Raw genomic sequence first — 17,174 nt, 5'->3', positions numbered from 1 at the left:
CCTCCCCTTATTAAGGGGAGGGCTAGGGTGGGGTAGGTAGCTTGAGGTTTTGAGATAACCCCCTCTAACTCCCCCTTAATAAGGGAGAGGACCAGATCGAGCTTTTAGTTCCCTCCCCTTATTAAGGGGAGGGCTAGGGTGGGGTAGGTAGCTTGAGGCTTTGGGATAACCCCCTCTAACTCCCCCTTGGTAAGGGGGAGGACCAGATTGAGCTTTTAGTTCCCTCCCCTTATTAAGGGGAGGGCTAGGGTGGGGTAGGTAGCTTGAGGTTTTGAGATAACCCCCTCTAACTCCCYCTTGGCAAGGGGAGAGGACCRGATYGAGYTTTTTGTACCCTCCCCTTGATAAGGGGAGGGCTAGGGTGGGGTAAGTAGCTTGAGGCTTTGGGATAACCCCCTCTAACTCCCTCTTGGCAAGGGGGAGGACCAGATTGAGCTTTTTGTACCCTCCCCTTGWTAAGGGGAGGGTTAGGGTGGGGTTACACCCGTTAAACCAATAACAACTTTTTGAGAATTTACTATGTCTGATCTAATCCAAAACGTGAAAACATCTTTTGAACAAGTGTTGGGCTATGCGCCGAGCCACATTATTCAAGCGCCTGGGCGTGTGAACTTAATCGGTGAACATACGGATTACAACGATGGCTTTGTGCTGCCTTGTGCGATCAACTACCAAACCGTTGTGGCTGCGGCAAAGCGTGAAGATAACTTAGTGCGCGTCGTATCCGTGGATTATGGTAATGCTGTTGATGAGTTCGATATCACTCAAGAAATTACATTCCAACAAAATAAAATGTGGGCGAACTACATTCGTGGCGTGGTGAAGTGTCTTCTTGCTCGTGGCTATCAATTCACCGGTGCAGATATTTCAGTAAGCGGCAATGTGCCTCAGGGGGCAGGGTTGAGTTCATCTGCGGCATTGGAAGTAGTCATTGGTCAAACATTTAAGGTGTTGTTTAACTTAGAAATTAGCCAAGCTGAAGTCGCGCTAAACGGTCAGCAAGCAGAAAACGAATTTGTTGGCTGCAACTGCGGCATTATGGATCAAATGATCTCAGCAGAAGGTCGTGAAAATCACGCTATGTTGCTAGATTGCCGCAGTTTGGAGACTCAAGCTGTTTCTATGCCAAAAGATGTTTCTGTTGTGATTATAAACTCGAACAAGAAGCGCGGCTTGGTTGATAGCGAATACAACACTCGTCGTGAACAGTGTGAAGAAGCTGCGCGAATCTTTGGTGTTAAAGCACTACGTGATGTCACTATTGAGCAGTTTAATGCCAAAGTCACGGAGTTGGATGACATGGTCGCAAAACGAGCTCGTCATGTGATCACAGAAAATGATCGCACTGTTGAAGCCGCTCATGCACTGCGCGCGAATGATATGAAACGAATGGGCGAATTGATGGCTCAGTCTCACGCCTCAATGCGCGATGATTTTGAAATCACGGTGAAAGAAGTCGATCTTTTAGTTGATATCGTCAAAGACGTGATCGGCGAGCGAGGCGGGGTTCGCATGACAGGTGGCGGTTTTGGTGGCTGTATAGTAGCCCTTTGTCCACCAGAATTGGTCGCACAAATCCAGACGGCAGTTGAGGCTCAATACCGAGCAGCTACTGGGCTAAAAGAATCGATTTATGTCTGCCAAGCGAAAGATGGCGCAGGCTTAGTGATGGTTTAATAAGGAGATAATGATGAATCAGCCGTTGTTTACATCGACGCCTACGTCAGTATCTATGATTGAGCCAGAATCATCCCTTGTGACAACACTAATGGATTCAATGACTCAAACTCCTGCGTTTGATGGTAAGCCAGCAAAATTGGTCGAATTAACCAATCAAAGTGGCATGCGATTGGTGGTGATGGATATTGGTGCGACTTGGTTAAGCTGTGTTTTACCTTTAGCGAGTGGCGAAAAGCGAGAGGTGTTACTTGGTAATGTAACCATGGCTGATTTTAAGCGCCAACATAATTATATGGGCGCAACGGTTGGTCGGTACGCTAACCGTATCGCACAAGGACGGTTTGATCTTCATGATGTGACTTACCAAGTTTCAACCAATCAATCTGGAAACTGTTTACACGGTGGTGAAGAGGGATTCGATAAGCGTCGCTGGACGATTGAAGCGCAATCCCAAAGTAGGGTGACGTTTGGTTTATTGTCGTCAGATGGTGATCAAGGTTTTCCTGGCAATTTGAGTGTTTCGGTTAGTTATGAACTGACTTCATGCAATCAAGTGAAGATTTCTTATTTCGCCAAAAGTGATAAAGCGACACCGGTTAATTTAACCAATCATGCATACTTCAATTTAGCAGGGGCAGAGTCAGGAGAAGATTGTCTTTCACACTATCTAGCAATTAATGCAGAGCAATTTGTACCGACCAATGGGGTTGGAATTCCCATTGGTGTGATTGAATCAGTAGCTGGAACAGGGTTTGATTTTCGTGTAGGAAAAACAATCTCAACGCATTTTATGCAAGATAATCAGCAAATATCGGCTAAAGGGTATGATCACAGTTACTTATTTACAGCATTACGGGATGTTTGTGAGCCTATCGCAATGGTGATGTCACCTGATGAACAGGTACGTTTATATGTGAAGACAGATAAACCGGCGATGCAACTGTATACCGGAAATTGGTTAGCTGGAGCTCCGAATCGAAGTGGCGGAGTATATGGCGATTATGCTGGTCTAGCATTGGAAACGCAGTTCTTGCCAGACTCTCCTAATAATTTGGAGTGGCTGCAGTTGAATGGCCAATCAAATTGCATTCTTGAGCCGGATCAGGAATATCAATATCAAACAACGTATCAGTTTGAATGTTGACTATAAGGAGGGTTTTACACTGATTTTCCCTCAATAAAAGCGCGACCATAAAGAGGTCGCGTTTTTGTTTTCTAACGAATAACGCATTTTTCTAATTAAATGGCTGCTATTTATTATCGCTGATGGACCGAATTTCTGCGCACCAATGTAGGAGTAAAGACTGCGGTTTCTTCTTCAATCACTTCATCGCGGGAAATGGCTAAAGCAAGGTTAGCGGCTCGTTCCGCCATGATTTCAATGGGGTAGCGAACCGTAGTTAAGCTGGGATGAACAAATCGGGCAATCAAACCATCATCAAAACCAACCATAGAAATACTTTCCGGCACTTTGAAACCGTTTTGATCAAGCGTCGTCAGAGCGCCTGCAGCCATATAGTCGTTGTAGGCGACGACAGCGGTTATATCTAAAGATTTCGAGAGTAAGTTGGTCATGGCGATTTCGCCGCCATCACTGTTTGGATCACCATATTCGATATAGCTCTTGGATAACTCGATGCCGTGATCACTTAAAGCTGCTAGGTATCCATCTTTCCGTTGTACCGTATCTTCGATATTGTGAGTTGAAGAAATACAGGCAATTTTTCGATGTCCGTGACGAATCAAATATTCCGTTGCTAGATAGGCGCCTTTGCGGTTGTCCAAAGAAATGCAACGTTCAGCTAATTGAGGAATGTGGCGGTTAATAAATACCATTCCCTTAACTTCTTGAGCGTATCCAATCAGCTCCTCATCAGACAAACCTTTCGCATGAACAATGATCGCTTCACAGCGACTATTGATCAAAATTTCTAGTGCGCGACGTTCATCCTCAGCGTTGTGATAACCATTTCCAATTAACAAGTGTTTGCCATTGTCTCTGGCGATCCCGTCTACTGATTTAATAAGGGAGCCAAAAAATGGGTCAGAAACATCACCAACAAGTACGCCCATGGTAGTGGTCGTTTGATTGACTAACGCTCGTGCTGCAGCATTAGGACGATAGTTGAGTTTTGCCATGGCTTTAGTGACATTATCGATCGAAATCTGGCTCGCTTTAGGAGATTTATTGATCACTCGAGAAACAGTCGCTACCGATACACCTGCTTCTTTTGCGACATCCTTAATTGTTGCCATGGAAAACACCTTTTGGAGGATTGAGCATATTATTTATCTATTAGACACGCTTTGTGTAATGAGTGCAAATGTAGCAAGTGTAAGGTGTGTCTATTATCTTTTAAATTATTGTATTTTAAGTTTTATTTGTGATGTAAACGTTATCTATTTTTGCTGGAAATCGTGGGCGCTGGAGGATAAAAAAAACAGCACAATGCTTGCCGAGTGAAGAGGCTCTGTTCATAATACGACCCCGTGCGAAAGATGAGCTGGAGGGCGAGTGGTTCAGGACATTAATCAAGTATTTCCTAACCCTTTTAAAGGGATTCAAGTTAACTACTGCGTATCGACAGGGTGCGAAAATTTTGGTCGAAGCGATGTCAGTCTGTATCAGTTGGTACCAAATAATAAAGCACTCAATATCTATTTTTGCCCTAAATGTGGCGCTTATCCGCAGATCATAAATAATCGTGCAGTGTATGAGACGATAGAGCATCAAAAACGCTATCACGCGTTATCGTTGACAGCATGTCCAAAAATAGAGTGTGAATCGCATCAACGAGCAGTACATATACATCCTGAGGATTACCGATCGTTTGGTAAAACCAACTCTCAAAAGCAGCGCTATCAGTGTCGTTCTTGCAGTACGGTATTTACTGATCAACTCTCTTATGTCAATACACACAGTGAAACGCAAAATGCGATGTTTTACGGCATGGTTTATTCATTTGGCGTACGTAACATATGTCAAAAACTTGGAATAACCGCCAAAACATTCTACAAGCATCAACGTGCTATGGTAGAGCGCTTAAAATATATTGCTCATGTCAAAGAAGACGCTTTTTTTCGTCAAACGGAAGAAGTACACCTTGCGACTGGATATCAATTTATTGGTAAGAATCAAGGCACAATGCTGGTGGCGACCGCACATAACCCAAGTGGTTATATTGTTGCGTTTGATTCCAATATCATCACACAGATGTCAGAGGAGTGCTTACTTGAAACCAGCACTATCCAAACTTTAAATCATTATGTTGATATGAAAGAGACGGATATTGATTTACTGGCCGATATTACCGCGCAGTATGAGCGTATTATGGCACGTAGTAACTACCTTGACCCAACCAGTGATGGACGAACAGTGCAACACAGTCATAAAGGTGAAGTGATGCAGCCTTATTTGACCTGTTTTTCCCATGCGTTAATGCTACGTAAGAGAATGAATCACAAATCGCGCCGATACTATTTCGTTCAACAAGATACACTATTGAGAAATGCCTACTTAAATGCGTCATTGGAAGAGTTAGTCAGTGGCGAAGATCATCTCTTTTACTATCGTGAAAGTGCTCGCGAAATGACTTGGTTTGATAGAGAAGCCCTCAATATTCGTCAAGTTGGCTGGTGGCAAGATAAATGGGGCTTTATTTCGAATCAAGGTAAGACTAAAGGGGCGTGCCATATTAAAGGCCCGCATCTTCCTCGTGAGACATGGCAATCTTTACTGGAACAAAATAGCTTGGAAAGTGTGGAGCATTATTTAGCATCAGCAAGTGATTTCTTTCGTTCATTAGGAACAACTTTGAACGAGCAATCTATCAATGATTGGCTCCATATCTACACGGGTTATTATAACTTCTGTTGGCCACATAGAAACGGTAAAACACCGGCGCAACTTCTTGGGCTCTTTGAGCGTCCGATGACACTGGGAGAGCTACTAAATGGTTATGAATGCTACTAATTTGTATTTAGGTTGATACATTCCACTCAGTTAACTCTATGTAGAATAATGATTGCGTAGAGATGGGAAAAGGGCTTGTCGCAATGACAAGCCCTTTTGGTATTCGCTCTAAATCATCACCTGGCGGGTGATAATAGTCCCATAGAGCAAAATTAGGTACAGCGATGAGGATTTGGGGGGAAGATCAAATACCTCACCGCTGTGGAGAAGCTTACTTAAAGTCGCCGTGCATGTAGCGGTAGAATGATGGGTTAACCCATACTTTAACTGGAATAACATCCATATCTTTTGCTGCTGCGCGAACTTGCTTTTCTTGTTTCTCTGCATTTTCAGGCAAAGACATCAAATCAGCTTGGTAATCACCAATGATGACGCGGTTTTCGGTTAGTACTTTGTAGTCTGCCATCTCAGTGTAAGAGCGGTAGAACGGCTGCCACCATGATTCGATGATTAGCCCTTTCTCATCAGCACTGTCTTTTTTAGCATACTGATTGATAAGATCCATAAATGCCGCTTTGCGTTCAGGTGTTTGGAATTCGAAGTCTAAGTTGTATTCTTTTACTACAGAAACCATTTTGCCACTTTCTAGCGTCACTACTGAATAATTTGGTTCGCCCCATTCTGGAAGGTATAGGAATGCAGAAGATTTTGGCGTAAATTGAACTTTAGGGTCAAAGCCTTCCGTTTTCATTAGATACAGAAGTTGTGCAGCGTGTTGAATGTCATTGTGGCCGTAGCGGAGCATTAGCTCTGGGTTGAATTTAGAGTCATCGTTGGTATCGATAACGTTATAACCCGTTGTGTAGCCATTGTCGATGAAGCTATTTAGCTGCGCCAATGTTGCTTTGTCTTGAATAACGGTTGAATCGTTCCAAGTTTTAATCACACGTTCAACGATGTTTTTATCTGATACGTTACCAATGTAGCGCTCAGATTGGTCCATTTGGTCAGCAACAAAAAGTGATAGCTTAGAAGAAACGCTTGCTGCATTGGATAGGTCTTGAACCGTAATCACACCCATATCGATCATCAGAGCGTCAGTAGCAGAACTACTTTTATTATCTGTTGCTTGTGCGATTTTGTCTTGGCTATACGTTAACGCTAGTTCGTTAAGGTGTAATGCCTCTACTGCTTGTTTCGTGCTCATTTCAGCAGCAAAAGCATGAGTTGCCAAAGGAAACAGTGCTAGTGCTACTACCGTGTTGATGAGTTTACGTTTCATGATTCCACCTCAAAATTAACAATTAACGCCGCTAAGTTCTTCGCAACGAGATGGGCGTTATTTTGAGGATTTACAACATAAAATACGTGACGTAAATCAAGTTATTAGTGAAAACCATCATGTAGGAAATATAATGTTTTCTAGTTTATTCTATTAAGCAAACGTTTTCGTTGAGTGTGAATTGATGATCAACTCAAATCGATAACGGGCGGAAAGCGAAGGATAAATCATTATTTAGGAGGTCCTGCTTATTATTGTGATTTTTATCACCAATAAATAAGCAAACGTTTGCCTTTGGGGGGGGTAGAGAGTCGATGAGTGCATATTTTTTTGTTTGAAAAATATGCACATTACCTGCGTCACTTTATGACAGGTAAAGCTCGAAGTTGATCTCAGCCCTAATGACGGAGGTTCGAGAGTCAGTTGAGCTTCTCGATGAGATATTCTCGAATCGCATGAATAGCCGGAGTCAGTAACCTTTTATCAGTAACAACAAGGTTTAGTGGGATCTTATCGCTGTCCCACTCAGGTAATAGTTCAACCAGTAACCCGCTTTCTAATTCGCGCTTTACATCAAGGCGAGATTTATAGCCGATTCCTTTACCCGCTATCACCCATTGTTTAACGACAGCGCCATCATCCGCATAACGATTGCCAATCGCGGTAATCTCCACTGTATTTTTTCCTTGATAAAAACGCCACTTGCTATGACTTGCTGTGGGTTTAAAGAAATTGATGCAATTGTGACTCGTTAGATCATAAGGGGTCTTTGGGGCGCCATATCGCTTTATATAACTTGGAGAGGCGCACACGACGCGATCATTGGTTTTGTGAATCGGCAAAGCCACCATGGTGGAATCTGGTGGGAGACCATAGCGAAAAGAGGCGTCAACCGGACGAGTGTATAAGTCAATCAGGCTGTCACTAAGCTCTACCGAAATCGTCAAATTAGGGTGTAAATCCATAAATTCGTCTAACAATGGAAGGATGGTATTTCGACCAATGTCCGATGGCATTGCCAATTTGATGTGACCTGCGATTTGGTTTGGGTCATGCTGTACAGAGCTGATGCCTTCACGGATAGCATCAACCGCTAATTGGCATTTTTCCAGCATCAATTGGCCTTCGTTCGTTAGGCGAATACTGCGAGTTGAGCGAATAAATAATGCACATTCGAACTGTAATTCTAATCGTTTGATCGTAGCGCTGACGGCGGCGGGTGTTAAATTTAAAACGTGTCCAGCTTGGGTAATACTGCCTTGCTTTGCTGTTTCAATGAAGACAATAAAATCTTGTAATACCCTCATTTGTCCGCCTTGGTATTGGAATGGTTATTGTAATTATTCTACCTCGCTCGGAATAAGATGCTATGAATGCGTTGTTTTTTCTGGTTGTTATTTTAATTTATGAGCTTAACTGATGATCGCAAGTGTGAGGACATTAGATTAGGTCTAAAGCAAAAAAGGTGAATGGATTATTTCTAACCCGTTCACCGTTTATTTATCTATTAGAAAAGAATCGCTTACGCTAGCAGCGTCATGCGTGTAACTAGCAACGTTTTACAATAACAGCCGTACCCATACCGCCACCGATGCAAAGTGAAGCAAGGCCATAGTTCACTTGACGCTTCTCCATTTCGTAAATCAGTGTTGTTAGTACTCTCCCACCGGATGCACCCAGCGGATGACCTAACGCAATTGCACCACCATTGACGTTAGTTTTGTCATCAAACCAACTCATTGGTAATTGATGTTCTTCACTTAAACCGTGCATTACCCCTAGGGCTTGCGCAGCAAATGCTTCATTGAGTTCGAGTAACTCAATGTCAGCGAGTGACATTTGTGCTCGGTCTAGGGCTTGTTTAATGGCAGGTACAGGACCTAGTCCCATGTAGGCTGGATCTAAACCACCTTGTCCATAGCTCACTATTTCCGCGATCGGTTGTAGGTTGTGCTGTTTTACTGCGTGTTCTGAAGCCAATATAAACGCAACACCACCATCATTGATACCCGATGCATTTCCTGCGGTAACTGAGCCATCTTTCTTAAATGCAGGTCGAAGTTTAGCGAGGGTTTCTAAGGTTGTTTCTGCCCTAGGGTATTCATCTTGGCTGAACGTGACCGTTGCTCTGCGTTGCACCACATCAATAGGCGCGATTTCATCATTGAAGCGCCCTTGTTCAATGGCACTGATAGCGCGCTGCTGGCTACGTAAAGCAAATGCATCTTGAGTTTCACGGTCGATGGCATATTGCTCAGCAATATTTTCAGCCGTCATTCCCATGTGGTACTCGTTGAACGCGTCAGTCAAACCATCATGAATCATGGTATCAACCAGTTGTTGATTACCCATTTTGCTGCCAAAGCGGTTTTGGGCACTCACTAAATAGGGAGCGCTCGACATATTTTCCATGCCGGCAGCAACCACTAATTCAGCATCTCCTGCTTTAATTTTACAGGCTGCTTCCATAACAGTTTTCATGCCACTGCCACAAATCATATTCAAAGTATAAGCCGGAACAGTATCTGGAATATCCGCATATTTTGCCGCTTGACGACCCGGTCCCATCCCTTGTCCTGCGGTTAATACGTTACCGACAATCACTTCGTCGAGCCATTGCGGTTCAACATTCGCTTGCGTTAATGCAGCGCGAATAGCATGGCCACCGAGCTCAAATGCAGGAACTAAAGAGAGCGAACCACCAAAACTACCTAGAGCGGTACGCTTTGCCCCAACGATATAGACTTTACTCATTACTGCGCTCCTAGATGACCAATCCGCCGTCAATTTTTAATGTTTGACCTGTGATGAAACTTGCATTGTCACTAGCAAGGAAAAGTACGCCGTTAGCAATATCTTCAGGTTTGCCCATGCGACCCAATGGTGTTTTTGATTTCATGTGAGTGAGGACTTTTTCAGGCAAGTCGATAGTCATTGGGGTTTCGATAAAGCCAGGAGCTACACAGTTTGCGCGAACTTGCGCACCCTTACGAGAAAACTCTTTCGCCCAGCCTTTCGTCATAGCAATAACACCACCTTTGGTCGCACCATAATTACTTTGACCGATATTGCCATCAGTGCCGACAACCGATGACATGGTGATGATAGAGCCGACACCATTGTCGATCATGATCGGAGCAATTGCTTGGGTCATATTGAATACGCCTTTCAAGTTAACGTTGAGTACAATGTCCCAATCGTCTTCACTCATACGATCTAGCAAGTTATCGCGAGTCACACCGGCGTTGTTAACGAGCACATCAATTTTGCCGTGATCAGCATGGACTTCTTCAATCAAACTTTGGATAGCAGCACGGTCACAAACGTTGAGTTGTTTTACACGCACATTGGAATAGGTTTCTTGCAACTCTTCGGCTGCTTGCGCATTCATGTCGCAAGCGTAAACCATGGCTGCGCCATGTTTCGCAAAAGTTTCAACGATACAACGGCCAATTCCTTGAGCGCCGCCAGTTACGATACAGATTTTATTGGTAAGCATGGTTTGTCACCTTTTTCAGTAGAGTTGCGAATTTTTGTCGAAGTTATCTACAAATATCGTAGAATTTATTTCGCAGTAGGTAGGCCCATTCTATGGGGCATTTGAGCATTTGTTGATTAAATGCGAAGCAAAACACTCTTGCAGAAATGGGATAATAGAGCTTGAATTAAATGACGGGATGATGTCGTCTTTGGAGATCTGGTTGCTGAGAATCAGACAAAAATATTAATTGTTCTCTTTTTTGACTTAAATTAACAAATACGTCGATGGGGATTTATCCAGCGACCATGTTCCGTTATAAATTTGATTACGCAGAATATGCAATAATTTTTGGAATTGACCATGTTAGATAAAATCGTCTACTTTCTTCATGTCGTGCGTACTGGTTCATTCAGTGTTGCCGCAAAACAATATGGAATATCCGCTTCTGCGGGCAGTCGTTGGATTATCGAACTAGAAGAAAGTATGGGGATCAGTTTACTGAAACGTTCGACGAGAAAAGTCGTCCCCACTCAAGCGGGAGTTCGACTTTTTGAACGCTTCAATCGAGTTAATAGCGAAATTGATGAGATTTTCACGGAAATTCAAAATCTAGGTAATGATGACCGCGGCATCATTCGTATCGCCTCGACCCCCTTGTTTGCTCGGGACTTTCTCGGACAAATTGTGGGGGAGTATTTGCAGCAACATCCTCATGTTACGTTTCGGGTTATGGAAACAGCTTTCGATATGGATCATATTGATGAAATCGATTTTGCGATTCGTGCCAGCGCGGTTTATCACGGCTTCCAAGAAAAAGACAGTTTACTGGTCAAAAGATCGCTGCTTAAGTACCCGTTAATGGCGTGTTGTTCTCCGGAATATATAGAGAAATATGGACAACCAGAAATGCCAGATGATTTGCGTCGACATAACTGTCTTTATGCTTCGACTCTGGTTGGTGGTAATAAATGGGTATTTGAGCGAGAGGGAGAAATGACAACGGTTGATATTGCTCAAACCGTTGAAGTGGAAGATAGCCAGTTTATCAAAACGGTAGCCACCAAAGGCGGCGGAATTGGTTATTTACCCGTACGTTTAATTCAAGAAGAACTCGATAGTGGAGAATTGGTACAAGTGTTAAAAGAGTACACAAACAGTGAATTCGAATTTAGCCTCTATTACCGACCTCGTCGCCAGATGCCCGTTCGTTGTGTCAATTTTAAAGATTATCTCATTCGTCGAGTTGGAGAAATTGCTGAACAAACATCGATCCGCTCGAATGAAGCTGCAACTTTAGAGTTGTAGAGGATTACGTTTGATAGAAATAAGATGTTGATGAACAGATAGCTTTATTCAGTAACCACGACCAACTTCGATGGGGCGTGGTTATTGAGTGTTATGATACTAAAAGTTGTTGTACTGGAGCCTCTGGTTGAAACTAATGCGCCTAACTTATGAGGCCGACACCAGAGGTGTCAGGCTCGAGATGTCAGACAGAGCATTAAGCTTGTGGAATATCACAGTTGGCCAGAAACTCAGCGGTCCCCTCATCTATAATTAAATCAGAGACATAACCACCTAAAATTGCACCTAGGGTCGCAGGGTAATTGCGTTCTCCACCGGCTAAGAAGATACGGCGGTCAACTTGACGTAATTGGGCTAAACTGATGCCGAGTATTCTAAGATCAACTTCCGCCACAACGGGTTGTCCCAACTTATCGTAGAAACGTCCGCAAATAACGCCAACAGCCCCAAGATCTCGGTAAATCTGCATTTCTTGCTTCGATAATACTCCGACGCGGATCAGAGGGTTCTCATCCAATGCATTCCCCACCACAAAGAAAGCTTTATTACACTTTGTTAGCGCATCAAAGTTAGCACGAATGATAGGTTCGGCTTGTAATTCCATGGCTAAACGTGAACTAGAAACAACGGCAGGGACGTGCAAAGAAATGACCCGCCCAGAGAGTTTGTTCGCCAACTGAGAAGAAGATTCAATGGTCGAGAAGTCAGGTTGAGCAGGCATTGAACCGAGCATCTGCATCACGGTGATATCTTTGCATGATTTAGGCGTCATCAAATGGCTCATTTGATGAATCGTTCGACCCCACGCGACACCGACGACATCGCCATCTTCAACGACTTGGCTTAAATACATACTGCCTGCGCGAGCGAGACGTTCGCGCATTAATTTAGAATCTTCGCGTAGATTGGCGTGCTCACCATCAGGCACGATAATGACGCGTTCCAATCCAAATTTTTCTTTAATGTGCAATGACATATCAATGGAAGCGAAAGTATTCAGATCAAGGTTGATTTGAACCAGCCCTTTTTCTCTCGCCGTCTGTAAATATTTCACCACGGTCACCCGTGAGATTCCCATCAATTTAGCGACATCGGTTTGACTAAGGCCTTCTTGGTAGTAAAGCCAAGTAGCATGAAGGACCGGATCGTTGTTGAATGAACTGACGTTTTTTAGCACAGCATCGATCATCTGCTGTCATCCTTTTGTTTATTATTTGAATTCTGGTTGTGATCCCATTTTTAACAATTATAAAAGGTTTGTTATCTTACTGGTATAAAAAAAGCGTAATATACTTTTGTATATATGTAAACACAAAGGTAAATAATCATGCTAAAACATATCGACCCACTATTGAATGCTGATCTTTTGTTTGCCCTACAGAATATGGGCCATGGTGATCGGCTCGCCATTGTCGATGCTAACTTTCCTGCACACTCTCACGCCCATCGAACGTATTTGTCGATGCCAGGGGTAGGTGCATCTAAAGTGCTAGATAGTGTTCTTAAACATTTTCCACTCGATGCTTTCACCGAATATCCACTTATGATCATGGCAGCCGATGGAAGCGAGCAAGCAACTGAAGCTGCGGTTGATTTTATGGAAGTAAAAAATAATTCCGAAGAAAGTGACCATAACTCAAAGCTAATCGATAGGCATGAGTTTTATTCCCTTGCTCGTGAATGTCAGTTGATAATTAGCACTAATGATGTACGTCCATATGCTTGTTTGATACTACAAAAAGGTGTGATTTTTGACTGAAGTCTAAATTTAAATTAATTCACACAATCAAAATGTGTTCATTTTTTAAACTGATATCTTCATCACAGACCGCTTTACATTTGATCTCTTAGTATTACGTTTGTAAATTCATGGAGTGAGGTGTGGAGTGGTCATGTCTGATGTAGCAAACACTATTGAGATACGAACCATTAAAAAAGCCTTCGGGAGTAATACGGTTTTACATGATGTCAGCCTAACAATTGAAGGTGGCAGCGTTTTGGCATTAATGGGTGCAAATGGCGCTGGAAAATCGACATTGGTAAAGATCTTGAGTGGTGTTTATGCCGCTGACGAAGGGGCTGTGTTTATAAATGGCGAACAAGTTGATGTTTCCACACCGCAATCAGCGCGTAGTGCGGGCATTATTACGGTGCATCAAATTATCAATGATGGGGTAGTCCAAGACCTCAATATTGCTGAAAACTTACTACTAGATAAGCTTTGTGATGGTCGATTTGGGGCATTTATCTCTCAAAAAGAGTTGGAATTACAAGCGCGCCCGATTGCGGATAAAATTGGATTGTCTCTCGCACTAGACACGCAAGTATCGGAATTAACTCAAGCTGACCGCCAATTGGTCGCGATTGCTCGTGCTATTTCGGACAAACCTAAATTATTAATTTTAGATGAACCAACCTCTTCCCTTTCTGATACCGAATCTGTGAAGTTATTTGAAGCGGTAAAAACCATGCGCAGCGAAGGGGTTGCGGTCGTCTATATCTCTCATCGTATGTCGGATATTCGCACGTTAGCGGACAAAATCGCCTCATTGCGCGAGGGGCGAATCGTAGGTTGGTTTGAACCGCCTTTAGATTATGCCGGAGCGGTGGATTCTATGCTGGGTCATGCTGTTGGAGCGGTGAGTCATAGTTATTGCGCTGGCGACAAATCATTACTCGAACTGACCGATATTCGTTTAAAACCTGATACTCTACCTTTTGATTTAACGTTAAAGTCCGGCGAAATTGTCGTTTTAACGGGGCTTCTTTCTTCCGGTTGTACTTCCGTTGTTGAGGGTATTTTCGGTATGGCGAAATTCGCGTCTGGCAATATTAAACTCAATGGACAAGATTGGACTCCTAGCAGCCCCGGTCATGCGATTGAAAGCGGTATTTTTATGGTGCAAGAAGACCGTGGTAATAACGCACTTATTCCTGCTTTTTCCATTGAACAAAATGTCAGTCTGCCTTTTTTAAAACAGTTTTCTACTTTTGGCTTTATCGATAGAAAACGGGAAAAACAACACGTCACCACTGCAATACAAACCACCAAAGTGAAGTACACAGATCAAGAAGATTTGATGTCGACGCTTTCTGGCGGAAACCAGCAAAAGGCGATGGTTGCTCGTTGGATGCTCGATGAGTGCCAAGTATTACTTCTCAATGAACCATTCCAAGGCGTTGATATTTCATCTCGTCGTCAAATCGGCGAACTGTTACGCAATACGGCAAGCGATAGAGCCACCATCGCTATCTGTACTGACGTAGAAGAGGCGCTAGAAATCGCTGATCGCATTATTGTCTTTAACCACAACAATTTGGCAGGGATCCATCGAATTGATCAAGTCAATATGCCGACCCTGATTAACCAAATCGCCGCCGCACCGGATAAGAAAAACGCCAACATAACTTCAACAGAGGATGTTACCGATGAAAGATATGCGTGAGTTCGCTATTAAATATGGCCTACTAATTTTGTTGGCTTCAATGCTGATTATTTTTTCAGTCGCAGAGCCTGCTTTCCTTAGCACCATTAATATGATGATCATACTTCAATCGGTCTCGATTGTTGCCATTCTTGCATTGGGTGTGACGGCAACATTAGCGGTTAATGGATTTGATTTGTCGATTGGTTCAACCGCTGCCTTTTCTATGATGACGGCCAGTTACGTCATGGTGGTTTTTGATGGCGGAACAACCATGGCGATATTCGCAGCGATCGCTGTGGGTGTGATGGTTGGGTTAGTGAATGGATTTATGACAGTTCATATGAAAGTGCCTGATTTGCTGACAACCTTAGGCATGATGTTCTTATTGCTTGGCCTGCAATTGATCCCAACTCAAGGTCGTTCAATTTCAACCGGCATGAGTTTGGCTGATGGCGAAACGGCAACCGGTACATTTTCTGAAAGTTTTCTTTTCTTAGGTCGAGCTCGAATCTTCGACATCATTCCTGTTCCCGTGATCATCATGCTTATTTTGGCTGTGATTACCTATTTGTTCTTAGAAAGAACCCGTCATGGCCGTGTGATGTATGCCATCGGCTCTAATGAGCAAGCCGCTAAGTTGGCAGGGGCTCGTGTTAAATTCTATCGCTACGTTGCGTATGTGATGTCAGGTGTTTATGCCTCGATTGGTGGCATCTTGCTGGCAGCACGCATTGGCCGTGGCGATGTAAGTTCAGGAAACTCTCTACTAATGGATGGAGTAGCCGGTGCACTGATTGGTTTCGCCGTGCTTGGCGCAGCAAGACCGAATGCACAAGGTTCCGCTATTGGTGCTCTCTTTGTCGGAGTGTTGCTCAACGGACTCACCATGATGAATACCCCGTATTACACGCAAGACTTTATTAAAGGCTTAGTGTTGGTAGCAGCATTGATGTTTACCTTCGGCCTATCCAATAAACGTGCATAAAAAATAAGGAAATTAGAATGAAAACCTTAAACACTATCGCTCTATGTGTTTCTATCGCTGGTGCTATGGCGGCGGGTAATGCGGTTGCTGAAACGACATCTCCGTTTGAAGATAAAGAAATCAGAATTGCTCACGTGCGTTATTTATCACAAGGTGATTTCCCTGAACTTTATTTAAAAGGGGTGAAACGCCAAGCAGAAGCATTAGGTTTCAAACTGGATGTTTATGATGCTCGTCAGGACGCTTCTTTGCAGCGAAACCAACTTGAACAAGCCATCATGAAAGGCTATGACGGCATTGTATTGCAACACGGTTTTACAGATTCAATTAAAGACTTAGCCGATATGGCCGTGCAAAACGGCATCAAGGTGGTGGCGTTTGATGTGAATGCAGACAATCCAGCTATTCCACAAATTAACCAAGATGACCATCTGATCGCGCGTATGTCGTTAGAGCAAGCGGTGAAAGATAATGGTAAAGCGTGGAAAGCGGCGTATGTGTATGTTCCTGGTATTCCACCGTTGGATCGCCGTGATGAGGTATTCACTGAATTTAAAGGTACCTACCCTGATATTGTCGAAATCGCGCGTTTTGGCACCATGAATAACCCAATCCCAAACCAAGTAGCTGACCAAGCGGCTGCGGTATTTAGAGCGAATCCTGATATTTCAGTCGCATTTTCACCCTACGATGAATTTGCTAAAGGCATCAAAATTGCGGTGGATGAAGCGGGCTTGACCGGTAAGGTGAAAATCTACAGTGCGGATATTTCCAACTCAGACATCCAAGCGATGAGAGAGCCGAGCAGTGCTTGGGTTGCCACGGTGGCAACCAATCCATCCATCATGGGTGAGGTGAGTGTACGTGCATTGGCGATGCTATTAAATGGCGATTCCGTTACAGCGCAAGTCACTGTGCCACCAGTTCTGATCACTCAAGAAATGCTAAATGATCAAGACATTAAAAACATGGATGACTTAGTCAGCAAAATTCCATCATTCTCATCATCAACGGTTTTGGTTCCAACCTGGATGCCAATGCCAAAGGTTAATTAATTACTTTGTCTGAGGGCGAATAACTTCGCCCTTTAGATTGCATTT

The 17,174-nt window shown here is 43.5% G+C and carries 14 protein-coding genes; 8 read left to right on the top strand and 6 right to left on the bottom strand.

The features are described 5' to 3' along the window. Nucleotides 1-519: 519 nt before the first annotated feature. The gene (galK, locus tag DZ860_RS15675; RefSeq protein ID WP_120033082.1) at nt 520-1,677 is read left to right on the top strand and encodes a galactokinase; all 1,158 of its coding nucleotides are present in this window, start codon (nt 520-522) and stop codon (nt 1,675-1,677) included. Between the two features lie 91 nt (nt 1,678-1,768). Further along, nucleotides 1,769-2,824 carry a galactose-1-epimerase gene (gene galM, locus DZ860_RS15670; RefSeq protein ID WP_120033111.1) on the top strand — a complete coding sequence of 352 codons (1,056 nt, stop codon included), beginning with the start codon at nt 1,769-1,771 and terminating at the stop codon, nt 2,822-2,824. 113 nt (nt 2,825-2,937) lie between these two features. Here galM and DZ860_RS15665 read toward each other — a convergent pair whose 3' ends face one another. Continuing rightward, on the bottom strand, nt 2,938-3,936 hold the full coding sequence (locus DZ860_RS15665; RefSeq protein WP_120033079.1) for a substrate-binding domain-containing protein: 999 nt from the start codon (nt 3,934-3,936) through the stop codon (nt 2,938-2,940). 259 nt (nt 3,937-4,195) lie between these two features. On the opposite strand from DZ860_RS15665, the gene DZ860_RS15660 reads away from it, so the two are divergent. After that, a complete protein-coding gene (locus DZ860_RS15660; protein ID WP_120033077.1) occupies nt 4,196-5,653 on the top strand; it encodes a hypothetical protein in 1,458 nt (485 codons plus the stop codon). Between the two features lie 211 nt (nt 5,654-5,864). On the opposite strand, the gene DZ860_RS15655 is transcribed toward DZ860_RS15660, so the two are convergent. The 4 genes from DZ860_RS15655 to DZ860_RS15640 form a co-directional block, all read right to left on the bottom strand. Then, entirely contained in the window at nt 5,865-6,875 is a 1,011-nt protein-coding gene (locus tag DZ860_RS15655; RefSeq protein WP_120033074.1) for a hypothetical protein, read from the bottom strand. A 419-nt stretch (nt 6,876-7,294) separates the two neighbouring features. Beyond that, entirely contained in the window at nt 7,295-8,182 is an 888-nt protein-coding gene (locus DZ860_RS15650; protein ID WP_120033071.1) for a LysR family transcriptional regulator, read from the bottom strand. Between the two features lie 241 nt (nt 8,183-8,423). Further along, nucleotides 8,424-9,629, bottom strand: a complete 1,206-nt coding sequence (locus DZ860_RS15645; protein ID WP_120033068.1) for an acetyl-CoA C-acetyltransferase — start codon at nt 9,627-9,629, stop codon at nt 8,424-8,426. Nucleotides 9,630-9,639: 10 nt separating this feature from the next. Further along, on the bottom strand, nt 9,640-10,374 hold the full coding sequence (locus tag DZ860_RS15640) for a beta-ketoacyl-ACP reductase (RefSeq protein ID WP_120033065.1): 735 nt from the start codon (nt 10,372-10,374) through the stop codon (nt 9,640-9,642). A 342-nt stretch (nt 10,375-10,716) separates the two neighbouring features. On the opposite strand from DZ860_RS15640, the gene DZ860_RS15635 reads away from it, so the two are divergent. Next, complete coding sequence (locus DZ860_RS15635; RefSeq protein WP_120033062.1) at nt 10,717-11,661, top strand: LysR family transcriptional regulator; 945 nt, start codon at nt 10,717-10,719, stop codon at nt 11,659-11,661. 196 nt (nt 11,662-11,857) lie between these two features. Here the strand turns inward: DZ860_RS15635 and DZ860_RS15630 are convergent, their stop codons facing one another. Further along, nucleotides 11,858-12,850, bottom strand: coding sequence for a sugar-binding transcriptional regulator (locus DZ860_RS15630; RefSeq protein WP_120033060.1), 993 nt, complete (start codon nt 12,848-12,850; stop codon nt 11,858-11,860). Between the two features lie 138 nt (nt 12,851-12,988). On the opposite strand from DZ860_RS15630, the gene DZ860_RS15625 reads away from it, so the two are divergent. The 4 genes from DZ860_RS15625 to DZ860_RS15610 all read left to right on the top strand — a co-directional run bounded on the left by DZ860_RS15625 (nt 12,989) and on the right by DZ860_RS15610 (nt 17,129). Continuing rightward, on the top strand, nt 12,989-13,420 hold the full coding sequence (locus tag DZ860_RS15625) for an RbsD/FucU family protein (RefSeq protein ID WP_120033057.1): 432 nt from the start codon (nt 12,989-12,991) through the stop codon (nt 13,418-13,420). A gap of 133 nt (nt 13,421-13,553) precedes the next feature. Further along, nucleotides 13,554-15,107, top strand: coding sequence for a sugar ABC transporter ATP-binding protein (locus tag DZ860_RS15620; protein ID WP_120033054.1), 1,554 nt, complete (start codon nt 13,554-13,556; stop codon nt 15,105-15,107). Further along, nucleotides 15,091-16,074 carry an ABC transporter permease gene (locus DZ860_RS15615; protein ID WP_207890644.1) on the top strand — a complete coding sequence of 328 codons (984 nt, stop codon included), beginning with the start codon at nt 15,091-15,093 and terminating at the stop codon, nt 16,072-16,074. The genes DZ860_RS15620 and DZ860_RS15615 overlap by 17 nt, the downstream gene beginning before the upstream one ends. Before the next feature lie 17 nt (nt 16,075-16,091). Continuing rightward, the gene (locus DZ860_RS15610) at nt 16,092-17,129 is read left to right on the top strand and encodes a substrate-binding domain-containing protein (RefSeq protein WP_120033047.1); all 1,038 of its coding nucleotides are present in this window, start codon (nt 16,092-16,094) and stop codon (nt 17,127-17,129) included. Nucleotides 17,130-17,174 lie beyond the last annotated feature (45 nt).

The sequence above is a fragment of the Vibrio sinensis genome (assembly GCF_003605645.1).
GTDB lineage: Bacteria > Pseudomonadota > Gammaproteobacteria > Enterobacterales > Vibrionaceae > Vibrio > Vibrio sinensis.
This window is presented reverse-complemented; position numbering and strand designations above follow the sequence as displayed.

Bases quoted from the DNA above. Each gene is read 5' to 3' on its own strand.
- galM (WP_120033111.1), top strand. From the start codon at position 1,769: ATGGATTCAATGACTCAAACTCCTGCGTTTGATGGTAAGCCAGCAAAA.
- galK (WP_120033082.1), top strand. From the start codon at position 520: ATGTCTGATCTAATCCAAAACGTGAAAACATCTTTTGAACAAGTGTTG.
- DZ860_RS15640 (WP_120033065.1), bottom strand. From the start codon at position 10,374: ATGCTTACCAATAAAATCTGTATCGTAACTGGCGGCGCTCAAGGAATT.
- DZ860_RS15620 (WP_120033054.1), top strand. From the start codon at position 13,554: ATGTCTGATGTAGCAAACACTATTGAGATACGAACCATTAAAAAAGCC.
- DZ860_RS15650 (WP_120033071.1), bottom strand. From the start codon at position 8,182: ATGAGGGTATTACAAGATTTTATTGTCTTCATTGAAACAGCAAAGCAA.
- DZ860_RS15615 (WP_207890644.1), top strand. From the start codon at position 15,091: ATGAAAGATATGCGTGAGTTCGCTATTAAATATGGCCTACTAATTTTG.
- DZ860_RS15635 (WP_120033062.1), top strand. From the start codon at position 10,717: ATGTTAGATAAAATCGTCTACTTTCTTCATGTCGTGCGTACTGGTTCA.
- DZ860_RS15665 (WP_120033079.1), bottom strand. From the start codon at position 3,936: ATGGCAACAATTAAGGATGTCGCAAAAGAAGCAGGTGTATCGGTAGCG.
- DZ860_RS15630 (WP_120033060.1), bottom strand. From the start codon at position 12,850: ATGATCGATGCTGTGCTAAAAAACGTCAGTTCATTCAACAACGATCCG.
- DZ860_RS15645 (WP_120033068.1), bottom strand. From the start codon at position 9,629: ATGAGTAAAGTCTATATCGTTGGGGCAAAGCGTACCGCTCTAGGTAGT.
- DZ860_RS15625 (WP_120033057.1), top strand. From the start codon at position 12,989: ATGCTAAAACATATCGACCCACTATTGAATGCTGATCTTTTGTTTGCC.
- DZ860_RS15655 (WP_120033074.1), bottom strand. From the start codon at position 6,875: ATGAAACGTAAACTCATCAACACGGTAGTAGCACTAGCACTGTTTCCT.
- DZ860_RS15610 (WP_120033047.1), top strand. From the start codon at position 16,092: ATGAAAACCTTAAACACTATCGCTCTATGTGTTTCTATCGCTGGTGCT.